Origin of the sequence: Acetivibrio saccincola (assembly GCF_002844395.1) — a bacterium.
Classification (GTDB): domain Bacteria; phylum Bacillota; class Clostridia; order Acetivibrionales; family Acetivibrionaceae; genus Herbivorax; species Herbivorax saccincola.
Genome location: NZ_CP025197.1, coordinates 3,380,887 through 3,393,768, shown reverse-complemented (window position 1 = coordinate 3,393,768; position 12,882 = coordinate 3,380,887). Strand labels below are relative to the sequence as shown.

11 protein-coding genes are annotated in these 12,882 nt (G+C 34.5%); all 11 read left to right on the top strand.

Translation table 11 applies throughout. The annotated features are described in order from the left end of the window. Positions 1-114 precede the first annotated feature (114 nt). The 11 genes from groL (at position 115) to HVS_RS15175 (ending at position 12,713) form a co-directional block, all read left to right on the top strand. Positions 115-1,740, top strand: coding sequence for a chaperonin GroEL (groL, locus tag HVS_RS15225; protein ID WP_101303668.1), 1,626 nt, complete (start codon positions 115-117; stop codon positions 1,738-1,740). 178 nt (positions 1,741-1,918) lie between these two features. Beyond that, positions 1,919-2,422: a DUF6106 family protein gene (locus tag HVS_RS15220; protein ID WP_101303665.1), complete on the top strand. Its 504-nt coding sequence runs from the start codon at positions 1,919-1,921 to the stop codon at positions 2,420-2,422. Positions 2,423-2,500: 78 nt separating this feature from the next. Beyond that, complete coding sequence (locus HVS_RS15215) at positions 2,501-4,267, top strand: glycosyl hydrolase family 18 protein (protein ID WP_242971606.1); 1,767 nt, start codon at positions 2,501-2,503, stop codon at positions 4,265-4,267. Between the two features lie 203 nt (positions 4,268-4,470). Beyond that, on the top strand, positions 4,471-5,937 hold the full coding sequence (guaB, locus tag HVS_RS15210; RefSeq protein ID WP_101303661.1) for an IMP dehydrogenase: 1,467 nt from the start codon (positions 4,471-4,473) through the stop codon (positions 5,935-5,937). A gap of 190 nt (positions 5,938-6,127) precedes the next feature. Continuing rightward, positions 6,128-7,099, top strand: coding sequence for a Rossmann-fold NAD(P)-binding domain-containing protein (locus HVS_RS15205; RefSeq protein WP_101303659.1), 972 nt, complete (start codon positions 6,128-6,130; stop codon positions 7,097-7,099). A gap of 108 nt (positions 7,100-7,207) precedes the next feature. Next, entirely contained in the window at positions 7,208-8,590 is a 1,383-nt protein-coding gene (locus tag HVS_RS15200) for an ISLre2 family transposase (protein ID WP_101298771.1), read from the top strand. Between the two features lie 377 nt (positions 8,591-8,967). After that, positions 8,968-9,444 carry a transcription elongation factor GreA gene (gene greA / locus HVS_RS15195; RefSeq protein WP_101303657.1) on the top strand — a complete coding sequence of 159 codons (477 nt, stop codon included), beginning with the start codon at positions 8,968-8,970 and terminating at the stop codon, positions 9,442-9,444. 297 nt (positions 9,445-9,741) lie between these two features. Continuing rightward, positions 9,742-11,169 (top strand): lysine--tRNA ligase, encoded by a 1,428-nt coding sequence (lysS, locus tag HVS_RS15190; protein ID WP_479715010.1) that lies wholly within the window; start codon positions 9,742-9,744, stop codon positions 11,167-11,169. Between the two features lie 92 nt (positions 11,170-11,261). After that, the gene (locus HVS_RS15185) at positions 11,262-11,576 is read left to right on the top strand and encodes an STAS domain-containing protein (RefSeq protein WP_101303652.1); all 315 of its coding nucleotides are present in this window, start codon (positions 11,262-11,264) and stop codon (positions 11,574-11,576) included. Positions 11,577-11,589: 13 nt separating this feature from the next. Next, on the top strand, positions 11,590-11,979 hold the full coding sequence (locus HVS_RS15180) for an ATP-binding protein (protein ID WP_101303650.1): 390 nt from the start codon (positions 11,590-11,592) through the stop codon (positions 11,977-11,979). 2 nt (positions 11,980-11,981) lie between these two features. Further along, positions 11,982-12,713 carry a SigB/SigF/SigG family RNA polymerase sigma factor gene (locus tag HVS_RS15175; protein WP_101303648.1) on the top strand — a complete coding sequence of 244 codons (732 nt, stop codon included), beginning with the start codon at positions 11,982-11,984 and terminating at the stop codon, positions 12,711-12,713. The last annotated feature ends 169 nt before the right edge of the window (positions 12,714-12,882 follow it).

The window sequence follows — 12,882 nt, the reverse complement described above, 5'->3', positions numbered from 1 at the left end:
ATAAATATGTACTTATTTTTCTAAAAACGTTGGGAATAGCAGTTTATTAGCAATTTGGAAACAGTAGTTTAGCAATTAGTGATTTTAAGAAAGTATCTTAAGGAGGGTTATTTTATGGCAAAGGAAATTAAATTCTGTGAAGACGCTAGAAAAGCATTGGAAAACGGTGTAAATAAATTGGCAGATACCGTGAAAGTTACACTTGGACCTAAGGGAAGAAATGTTGTATTAGATAAAAAATTTGGTACTCCTCTAATTACAAATGACGGGGTTACAATTGCAAAGGAAATAGAATTGGAAGACCAGTTTGAAAATATGGGTGCGCAGCTGGTTAAAGAAGTTGCAACAAAAACTAACGATGTAGCAGGAGACGGTACTACTACAGCAACACTTCTTGCACAGGCTATTATAAGAGAAGGTCTTAAAAACGTAGCTGCAGGTGCAAACCCAATGATACTTAAAAAAGGAATAGAAAAAGCAGTAGATAAAGCTGTTGAGGGAATAAAAGAAATCAGCCAGAAAGTAAAAGGAAAAGAAGATATAACAAGGGTTGCTTCAATTTCCGCTAATGATGATGTTATTGGAAACCTTATAGCTGACGCTATGGAAAAGGTTACAAATGACGGTGTTATCACTGTTGAAGAATCCAAGACAATGGGAACAAACTTAGAAGTTGTTGAGGGTATGCAGTTTGACAGAGGTTATGTATCCCCTTACATGGTAACAGACACTGAAAAGATGGAAGCAATCTTAGAAGATCCATACATCTTAATTACAGACAAGAAGATTACAAATGTTCAAGACATTCTTCCTCTACTAGAGCAAATAGTACAGCAGGGCAAAAAGCTTGTTATAATTGCTGAAGACGTTGAAGGCGAAGCTTTGGCTACTTTAGTGGTTAACAAATTAAGAGGAACATTTACATGTGTTGCAGTAAAAGCTCCTGGCTTTGGAGACAGAAGAAAAGCTATGTTAGAAGATATTGCAATTCTAACAGGCGGTCAGGTAATTACTGAAGAGTTAGGACTTGACTTAAAAGACGCAAAAATTGAACAGCTAGGAAGGGCAAGACAAGTAAAAGTACAAAAAGAAAATACTATAATTGTTGACGGTGCAGGAAAACAAGATGAAATTCAAAAGAGAATTGCATCAATAAAAGCACAGATTGAAGAAACTACTTCAGAATTTGACAAGGAAAAATTACAAGAAAGACTTGCTAAGCTTTCAGGCGGCGTAGCAGTTATACAAGTTGGTGCTGCAACAGAAACTGAAATGAAAGAAAAGAAATTGAGAATTGAAGACGCACTTGCAGCAACCAGGGCTGCTGTTGAAGAAGGTATAGTATCAGGCGGCGGAACTGCTCTTATAAATGTTATACCAAAAGTAGAAGAACTATTAGACGCAACTTCAGGGGACGAAAAAACAGGTGTTCAAATAGTTTTAAGAGCATTAGAAGAGCCTGTTAGACAGATTGCAGAAAATGCAGGACTTGAAGGTTCAGTTATAGTTGAAAAAGTTAAAGCTAGTGAAAAAGGCATAGGATATGACGTATTAACTGATAAATACGTTAATATGATTGAATCAGGTATAGTTGACCCTGCAAAAGTTACAAGATCTGCTCTTCAAAATGCTGCGTCCATAGCTGCAATGGTTCTTACAACTGAAGCTGTTGTTTCAGAATTACCTGAAAAAGAAAATCCAATGGCGGGAGCACCAGGCGGAATGGGCGGAATGTACTAATTTAGCATAAAATTCATGAGTTTTGCCAATAAAAAGAATCCTCTGGACAGAAAGATGTACCTTCTGGTTCAGGGGATTTCTTTTTTGCCATATAATTTCTTACCCTACAGGGTATTGCACATCTTAATTAAAAAGTATAAAATGATATTATGTTATTTTAAAAATTAGGGGGAAAAGAATGGATATATTTGTAGAAAGGATTATCGAGCGGAAGAAAAACATTATTGACTACATGGTGATATTTTCCATATTCTTTGGCTCATTATTTGTAGCACTGCTTATAATTTTGTTTTTTAATATTAACGCCATATCCGCTGCTTTATTAATAGCGCTGGGATACCTTGTGTATTATCTCATTTCAATGAGGAATGTAGAGTTTGAGTACGCATTTACAAACGGCGAACTTGACATTGATAAAATAATAGCCCAGAGAAAGAGAAAGAGACTGTTTAGCGCAAATTGCAGGGATTTTGAGGCTTTCGGAAAGCTGGACAGTAAAAACTTTACTGATGATATAAAAAATATCCCGCAACAGATAAAGGCAGTTACTTCAATGAGTTCACAAGATGTATATTTTCTTGTAGCCAATTATAAAGGAAACAGAACTTTAGTGTATTTTGAGCCGGATGAGAGAATGCTCAATTCATTAAAGCCTTACATTTCTAAAAGGATAACCATGTGATAATTTAATAATAAGTACCCTGTTTGAACTTTTTGCAAGCAGGGTATTTATGTTACCTGACAAGAGGGGGTACAAATTGTGAAAAAAGCTGCTGCTATTGTTATAGCTATTCTGATTGTTTCTGCATTGGCATATGTTGTTTTTAGATTAAACCATTCCAATGAAAATTTAATTCCTGCCTTTGAAGAGGGAGGGTTTAATCTTATAATTGAAGATGAATATATAACTTCCCCCAAAAGCTTAAAAATTGAAAATGGGGAGATACTATTAGATTTTGACACTTTAAAAAAGTATTTTGACCCTTCTCTTAAATGGGATGAAACTTCACAAAAGGTTATAGTTTCAACAAAGGACAGAACAATAAAAATGAAAACAGGAGGTCTTACTTCCTTTGTAAATGACGGTCTTTTAAGCTTAAATATTCCCATTGTACAAGATGAGGATGTAATTTATATTCCCATAGAGTTTTTAAGTGATTTTTATGGTATTGAAATTACACATGTAGAGCAAAACAATGTGGTTATAATAGATTATAAAAAGGATTTTCTCCATACGGCCAATATCATAGAACCCGGAGCAGTGCTAAGAAGCGGAAGGGATTCTAAATATCCTATACTCCGGAGGTTTGATGATTTTGACGGCACCGGTAACAGCTTCAAATATCAAATGAGGATTTTTGAAGAATATGATAAATGGTATAAAATCAGGACATGGGATGGGATTGTAGGATTTATAGAAAAACAATATGTAGTTGCAAAAATAGAAGGTGGGACTATATCAGGGAAAGAGCAAAAAGAATCATTAGATGAAGAAAAAGAAAAAAAGTCTTCTTCTGAGGCTTATGAGGGTAAAATTAATCTGGTGTGGGACATGGTGTATACCAGAAGAAGCAATCCCTGGTCTGTACCTGATATGAAAGGTTTGGACATTATATCCCCCACATGGTTCCAGCTTCAAAATTCCAAAGGGGATTTAATGAACAGGGCATACTCTGGCTATGTAAAATGGGCTCATGAGAAGGGATACAAGGTATGGGCGCTATTGAGCAATGATTTTCAGGATGCAGAGATGACAAGTAAATTTTTAAAAGATGATAAAGCCATAGAAAATTTTACAAGACAAATTTTAGCGTACGCATCCCTTTACAATTTAGACGGCATAAATATTGACTTTGAAAACTTTTATCAAAGGGACAGGGATTTATTTACCCGCTTTATAGAAATTATAACCCCAAAATTAAAAGAACAGGGGCTTGTGGTTTCCGTTGATGTAAATGACATTCCCTGCTACGACAAAAAGGCTCTTAGCATGACTGCGGACTATATTATGTACATGTCATACGACCAGCACTGGAGAACAAGTCCGGTGGCAGGCTCTGTGGCACAGGTTTCCTGGCAGGAGAGGATTTTAAAAAGGGTTCTTGAGGAAGAAGGTGTTCCAAGGGAAAAGCTCCTTTTAGGGCTGCCTTATTACACAAGGCTTTGGGAGGAAAAGACGGAAAATGGTGCCATGAGCCTTTCAAGTGTGGCTCTTACAATGGAAGAGGCTAAAAATACAATTATAGAAAACGACGCAGAAGTTGTGTGGGATGAGGAAAGCGGGCAGTTTTATGCAGAATATGAAAAAGAAAATTCCAGGTTTAGAATCTGGCTGGAAGACGAAAACTCAATAAACCTTAAATCTTCCCTAGTTCATAAATACAATCTTGCAGGTGTATGTGCCTGGAGTATGTATTTTGTATCTGACAATATATGGGACGTACTTTACCGGAATTTAAAGGAAATAGATGGATACGAACAATGGCTTAAATTAAACGAAAACAATGAATATATATTTGTTTATTGATTTTCCTTGACGCTGATTATGTTCTTTTAGTATAATTATCCTAACTATTTCTGAAGATACTTATTAAGCAGTATTTTAGATTAAATAGTATTTTGGGCTTTTGTGAACTTGTAGCATAAAGCTTTATAAAAAAACCGTTACAAAATAACATGGATAATAATAAAACAGGGTATTATATTTTTGTAAAACAGGGAGGGACCGATGTGGAAGATAGATTTTCCAAAGTAGGACTAACATTTGACGACGTGCTTTTGATACCGCAAAAATCAGAAATTTTGCCAAGGGATATTGATGTATCCACCTATTTAACAAAAGAAATAAAGCTGAATATTCCCCTTATGAGTGCTGCTATGGATACCGTTACTGACTCAAGGCTTGCCATTGCCATAGCAAGGGAAGGCGGGATAGGCATAATACACAAAAATATGTCTATTACAGACCAGGCACAAGAAGTGGACAAGGTGAAAAGGTCAGAACACGGTGTAATTGTAGATCCCTTTTACCTTTCACCGGAGCATCATGTATACGAAGCCATGGAGTTGATGGCAAAATACAAAATTTCCGGTGTTCCCATAACAGAAGGCACTAAATTGGTGGGTATAATAACCAACAGGGATTTAAGGTTTGAAACAAATCACCAAAAGAAGATTAAAGAAGCCATGACAAAGGAAAACTTGGTGACAGCGCCGGAGGGGACAACCCTTGATGAAGCCCAGGAAATATTGAGAAAACACAAAATAGAAAAACTTCCTATTGTGGACTCAGAGGGGAATTTAAAGGGGCTTATAACCATAAAGGATATTGAAAAAGCCATTGAATTTCCTAATTCAGCAAAGGATTCCAAGGGAAGGCTTTTAGCGGGGGCTGCAGTAGGTGTTACTTCTGATATGATGGAAAGGGTAAAAGCCCTTGTAGATGTTAAGGTTGATGTCATAACTTTAGATTCTGCCCATGGACATTCCAAAAATATCATTGAAGGGGTAAAGAGAATAAAAGATGCGTACCCTGATATCCAGGTAATTGCAGGTAATGTGGCAACTGCAGAAGCTACAAGGGATTTAATAGAGGCCGGTGCGGACGCTGTTAAAGTGGGAATCGGACCCGGTTCAATATGTACCACCAGAGTAATTGCAGGTATCGGCGTTCCCCAAATTACTGCTATATATGACTGTGCTCAGGCTGCAAAGGAATACGGGATTAAAATAATAGCAGACGGCGGCATTAAATATTCAGGTGACATTGCAAAAGCAATAGCAGCAGGAGCTGATGTTGTCATGATTGGTAATCTTTTTGCAGGTACGGAAGAGAGCCCGGGAGAATCAGAAATCTTCCAGGGCAGAAGGTTTAAAGTATATAGGGGAATGGGTTCATTAGCTGCTATGCAAAAAGGAAGTAAGGACAGGTATTTTCAGGAAGATGCAAACAAACTTGTGCCTGAAGGGGTTGAAGGAAGGGTACCATATAAAGGGCCTTTATCAGACATTGTATTCCAGCTTGTTGAGGGCTTAAAGCATGGAATGGGTTACTGTGGTGCAAAAAATATTGAAGACCTTCAAACCAAGTCAAAATTTATACGCATAACAAATGCAGGTTTAAGAGAAAGTCATCCTCATGACATTTATATAACAAAAGAAGCTCCAAACTACAGCATTAATTCTTTACAGTACTAATTTAAAGGTGTTATAAAGGAGCAGGCCGTAAGGTTTGCTCTTTTAATTTTTTATAAAATAAAAATATTTATATTTCCCAAATGTCTCCTTACAGAATATATAATTACCTGAAGTAATATATATAGATAAAAGCAAGGCAGCATTTGAATTTTACAAAAGGTCTTAAATAGATTTGGAGATGTGTGGATAGATGACTAATTTAGGATTAATTGTATTTTCAAGCAAAGAAGAAAGTAAATTATTAAAGATAAAAAGGTTTTTTTTAAGAAAATTTATTGATGAACCAACAAAAAAAATAAAAATAAACGAAGAACTTAATATATACATTATAAGAATTAAATATACACTGGAAGAAATAAATAAATTTAAGAGATTTAAAATAAAAAGATTTAAAAAAAACATATATAAATATTCTGTGGAAAACCGCTTGGATAAATGCATTTTACCTGTTTCAGCACCTGAAAGCCTAGAATTTGGAATATGCATTAAAAACCCCTTTTCAGGGCATTTTATCTATGCTGCACTTTTAGTTAACATTTTAGAAATAATAGCAGAGAAAAAAGGTGTAAGCATTAAAGAATTTGAGATTGGAATTTTGCATGGGGACAATAATAATTTACTTTATTCATATATAAAACTTTTGTCACCTTTAGTGAAGTTTATTACTATCATAACTAATAAAAAGAAAAATATTCAGGAGGAGATTGATAAGATATATTATGAAACCGGTTTATCTATAAGACTTACCGAAGATATTGAAAGCGGTTTAGACGGTTTAGATATAATTATAAACTTAGGTGATTTTAATAATTTTAAAAAAGGTAAAAAGATAAAATCCAATGCAATAGTGATAAATTACGGCACTCTCAATTCAGATGAGATTATTTTTAGTAACATAGTTGTGAACGGTATTTCCATTAAGTTTGATAATTCATTTGAAAGTGCATTGGATAAAAATACAATAAGCTGTTTTACAAAACTTGAGCTGGCATCTATTATTTTTTGCCATAGTGAAGACAGGACTAATGTTAACGGGAATATTGCCGATAATAGTACTGTAAGCAGTATATTGAGCCAATTTTTAAAAAGTGGTTATAAAATAACTTCCCTTGTGGGAAGTTTTCAGGGGACAGAGTGTAAAAATTTAGATTTAAAAATTTAACATAGTGTAAAATAATTGTAGGACATTTTAAGGATAAAAAAACAAGAGATCCTCACTTTTTGATACAATAGAATCACCATCAAAAACCTTTGAAAAGGAGGATCTCTTGTGAATACTATTGTAATACAAAACTGCAAAAATTTCATCCATAAAATCATGAATTTCATGAGCGAACCTAATGCTAAGAAACTAGAAGAACTGGAAACTGGACTAGAGACCATCACCTTTGACTTCATACTAAATATGATGAAAATCTACGTGGAAAACCTTGATAAGGAGATAAAAGCCGATAAGAAATGGCGAAGAAAAAACGGCATTGTAGTAGAGCGAAATAGTGATAAACGAGAAATCTTTACAAAGTTCGGAGTGCTCACATACCACAGGACCTACTTTTACGATAAGAAAAATGATACATATATATACCTAGTCGATACAGTCTTAGGAATAGACCCCTATGATAGAATATCAACAGCGGTAGCAGCTGACATGGTAGAATACTCCGGCGATAACTCCTACGCTAAAAGCAGTCAATATACAACCGGTGGCCTGATAAGTCGGCAAACAGTAATGAACAAAACGAGAAAACTAAAGGAAGAAAAACTAAAGATGGAAGCTGAAGGGCCAAAGCGCAAAATGCAGGTTATACACATAGATGCCGATGAAGACCATGTTGCTCTGCAGAATGGCAAAAACGCCATAGTTCCACTGATTACCATATACGAAGGCACAAAAAGAATAGGAAAACGGGGAAAATGTATAAATCCCTACCACATACATGGATACGGTCAAAATCCTGAAGAAACATGGTTAAAAGTTGCCAACTACATTTATGACAGATATGACATAGACTATTTAAAGCGCATCTATATTCACGGAGATGGTGCCCTTTGGATAAAAACCGGCCAAGAATGGTTACCCAAATCCAAAATGGTCCTAGACAAATATCACCTAAACAAAGCCATCCTCAAAGCTACAGCAGGTCAAGAGCAATACAGAAAATCAATATACAGAAGTATTTACGAAGGCAATTGGATTGAATTTTGTAAACTAGTAACAGAGCTTAAGCATGGTGTTCAAAGCCCTAAAAAGCGAGAGAGAATACATGAATTTAGAACCTACATAAAAAACAACTGGGAAGCCATCACTATATACAAAGAAGAAGGAGTAAGTGGCAGCTGCACAGAGGGTCATATTAGCCATATATTATCCAGCCGTTTTAGTTCTCGACCTATGGGCTGGAGCAAGAAAGGTCTAAAAACCATAGCAGATATAAGAATCTATTGCCAAAACGGTGGGAAGATAACTCCAAATCATTTTACAAAAGTAAATTTACAATACAAGATAAAAAAAGAAACCATAAAAAAGGGCAAAGAAGTATTTAGTAAAACTACACATGAGAAATTAAACAACATACCCGCTTTTAACATGGGTAAAAAAACTCCAATATCAACAATTTTAAAGGGCATACAACGCAGCGGGTATGTGATATAGCCCGTTGTATCAAAAAGATGGGGATACCTTTAAGTTTAATTATCCTACAACAAATTGACACTATCAAAATTTAATCTGTTATTGACAATATTAATATAGTGGTCTATAATAGTTAAAAGTTTTGATAAATATATTAGGGAACATTTTACATTCAAAGTACTAAGCTCTGTATCTGAACTTATAAGCACAATAGCCGTGTTTTTCTGTCTTCAATGCAATTTACTATTTTCTTTAAAAAAGTTTTAAAAGGTTTTTTTAAGGGATACTTGAATAAAGTATAAATACTTTATTTTGTAATTGTGAGTTGCAATGGACTAGAATAAAAAAACAAAGCATATATTATCAACACAAAATTATAAGTAAAGGAGAGGCTTCAAATGATTAACAAAGAAGTTGTTCTAACGTTCGAGGGTCTGAAAAAGTTAGAACAAGAGCTGGAATACCTAAAAACCGTCAAAAGAAGAGAAGTAGCAGAGAGAATAAAGCAGGCACTTTCGTTTGGAGATATATCTGAAAATTCTGAATATGATGAAGCTAAAAATGAACAAGCCCAGGTGGAAGGAAGAATTGTTCAACTTGAGGGTATGTTAAAGCGTGCAAAAGTTATTGATGAGGATGATATAAAGACTGATGTTGTAAGCATTGGTTCAAAAGTAAGTATTTATGATATGGAATATGATGAGGAAGTTGAGTATTATATAGTTGGCTCCACAGAAGCAGATCCAAGTAAATACAAAATTTCCAATGAGTCACCTGTAGGTAAAGCACTTATTGGAAAGGCAAAAGATGAAATTGTAGAAGTCCAGGTACCGGACGGGGTTATTAAGTATAAGATTTTAGATATCCGCAAATGATATTAAAATGTTGTATAATTAGATATAAATATTATATAATTATAGAATAACAGTTTACATTGATAGTGTAAGCTGTTATTTTATAATTATGAGTAGTTAATAATTATAGTTAGTTTATTTTATAGTCAGTTTATTTTATAATTATATTAGCTTTTAATACTTTTGATTTTAAAATATAGTTTGTTAGTGGGAGGATTAATAATGACAAATATAAATAACATTGATGAAAAAAAGCAACAAACCAATGCTGAAAGCCAAGACTTACAAGATTTAAATGAAATACTGAGAATAAGAAGAATGAAGCTGGAAGAACTTCAAAAGAACAATAAAGACCCTTATAAGGTAGTAAAATATGATGTAAGTCATTCAACAAAATTTATAATTGATAATTTTGAAGATATGGAAGGCAAAGATGTTTCCATTGCCGGCAGGATTATGTCCAAAAGAGACATGGGGAAAGCAAGTTTTTGTGATATACAGGACAGGGACGGAAGAATTCAAATTTATATAAGAGTTAATGAAATTGGTGAAGAAGCATATGAAGGTTTTAAGAAATTTGACATTGGTGACTTTCTTGGGGTAAAAGGGGAAGTTTTCAGAACCAGAAAAGGAGAAATATCTGTAAAGGCGAGTGAAATACAGCTGCTTTCAAAGTCCCTAAGGCCATTGCCTGAAAAATGGCATGGACTAAAGGATGTGGATTTAAGATACAGGCAGAGGTATTTAGACCTTATTGTAAATCCGGATGTACGGGAAACTTTTATTACAAGAAGTAAAATAATAAGGGCTATAAGGTCATTCTTAGATGAAAGAGGATTTTTAGAAGTGGAAACACCTCTTTTAAATGTTATCCCGGGCGGGGCAAATGCAAGACCTTTTATAACCCATCACAACACATTGGATATAGATTTGTACCTTAGAATAGCTCCTGAGCTTTATTTAAAGCGCCTTATTGTGGGAGGCCTTGAAAAGGTATACGAATTGGGAAGGATGTTCAGAAATGAAGGAATGTCAGTAAAACACAACCCTGAATTTACACTTATGGAGGTTTATGAAGCGTATACTGATTATGTGGGAATGATGGAGCTTACAGAAAGTTTAATTTCTAAAGTGGCAGAAGAGGTATTAGGTACAACTGTAATTACATATCAGGGAGAGAAAGTTGACCTTACACCTCCATGGATAAGGATGACCATGATTGAGGCTGTTAAAGAATATGCAGGGGTTGATTTTGATAAAATAGAAACTGATGAAGAAGCAAGGCAGATAGCTAAGGAAAAATCCCTTGAAGTTGAGGAAGGAGCTACAAAGGGAGAGATTCTTTTCCTTATGTTTGAAGAATTTGCAGAGAAGCATCTTGTACAGCCAACTTTTATAATGGACTACCCCGTTGAGGTTTCACCTCTCACAAAGAGAAAACCAGAAAGACCGGAATTGACTGAGAGATTTGAATTGTTTATTACAGGCAGGGAAATGGCAAATGCTTATTCAGAGCTGAATGACCCCATTGACCAGAAGGAAAGGTTTTTAGACCAGGTAAGGAAAAGGGAAGCAGGGGATGAAGAAGCTAATATGATGGATGAAGATTTTGTAACTGCATTAGAATACGGAATGCCTCCAACAGGCGGACTAGGTATTGGTGTTGACAGGCTGGTAATGCTACTTACTGATTCTTATTCCATACGTGATGTACTGCTGTTTCCAACAATGAAGCCTAAAGATTAGTAATATATTAAAACAGAAACTTTATAAAAGAACAGAAACTTTATAAAGCTGCTGTTTAATCAGTTATTGTTATAGGAGGAGGTGCCATTTGTATGGCTGAAGAGCTGAACTTTGTAGAGGAGATAGCCGGTGACCACGTTAAAGTGGTTTTGTCCGGGGAAGTTGATATTTATACTTCCCAGGAACTAAAGGAAAATCTTTATAGAGTAGTTGAAAGTAATAAAAAGGACGTAATAATTGATTGTAAAGAACTTAATTATATTGACAGTACCGGTCTTGGGATTTTTGTAGGTGCTTTAAAAAAAGCAAAGCAGTATGAAAAAAAAATAAAAATAATAAACCTTAAAGATAATATTAAAAAATTATTTATCATTACCGGTTTAGACAAAATATTTGAAGTGGAATAGAGAGGTGAAAGGTATGGAAGGTGTTTCTGATAATATAGAACTGGTCCTGCCCTTTAAAGCCGGGTATGTAAGTGTTGCAAGGCTGGTAGCTTCAGGTGTTGGAAGCAGGATAGGTTTTGATATTGAAGCCATAGAGGATATAAAAGTGGCAATATCAGAAGTGTGCAATAAGCTGGTGAGCATCGGGAGCAAAGTTTCTGACTGTTATAAAATTGTGTATTCAGTTTCTGAAGAGGGCCTCAAGGTTACATATTTATGTGATGACCCTTCAATAAAATGTGTATTTAAAAAAGAAAGTGATGCTCTGGCAATTCACATAATAAATGCTTTAATGGATGAAGTGGAATTGTGCACAGATAAACATGTATTATCTATGTTCAAAGTACTTGAGAGGGATGCTTAAATATGGAAAATAACACAGAGAGTGCTATGTTTTTAAAATATCAAGAAACAAGGGATGTTAATATAAGAAATGAAATAGTAAATGAATATCTTTATTTAGCAGAAATAATTGCAAAGAAGTTTATAAACAGGGGAGTGGATTATGAGGACTTGTATCAGGTCGCGTCTATTGCCTTGATTAAAGCTGTTGAGAGATTTAACCCTGAAAAAGGTGTTAAGTTTGTCAGCTTTGCAACCCCGACAATTGTTGGTGAGATAAAAAGGTTTTTCAGGGACAAAGCATCAGTTATACGGATTCCCAGGAGGATTTATGAAGAATACAAGAAGGTAAATTATGCAAGAGATAATCTGACACAGAAACTAGGCAGACCTCCACGCATTGATGAAATAGCAAAGCATTTAAATATTAGTGAAGAAACAGTAATAGAAATAATAGAGTCTAATAATGCTTATAATATCCAGTCTTTTGATCAAAATGTATATACAGATGAAAATTTTGAATTTCATGAAGCTATAGGGGAAGAGGATTCTACATTTGAAAGGGTAGAAAACCGTGACTTTTTAGTAAAAAGTCTAAACAAATTTAATGAAACAGAGAGAGATTTCATTAACATGAGATATTTTAACAGCAAAACCCAGAAAGAAATAGCAGAAAAGCTGGGAGTATCTCAAATGTATGTATCAAGACTAGAAAAGAAAGTATTAAATAAATTCAGGACTATATTAGAGAAATAAAGTTAATTGGGGAAGTAAATTTTTTGGGGAAGTAAATTTTGTGCTTATCCTTTTTTGCTCTCTCAACAAAAGAATAAAAGAATAATTACATAAAAGATGATTTTAAGTACCTGTTTTTATCTACCTATTATAATGTTTACCGTACAAATTAGTGGGTATTATTATAATA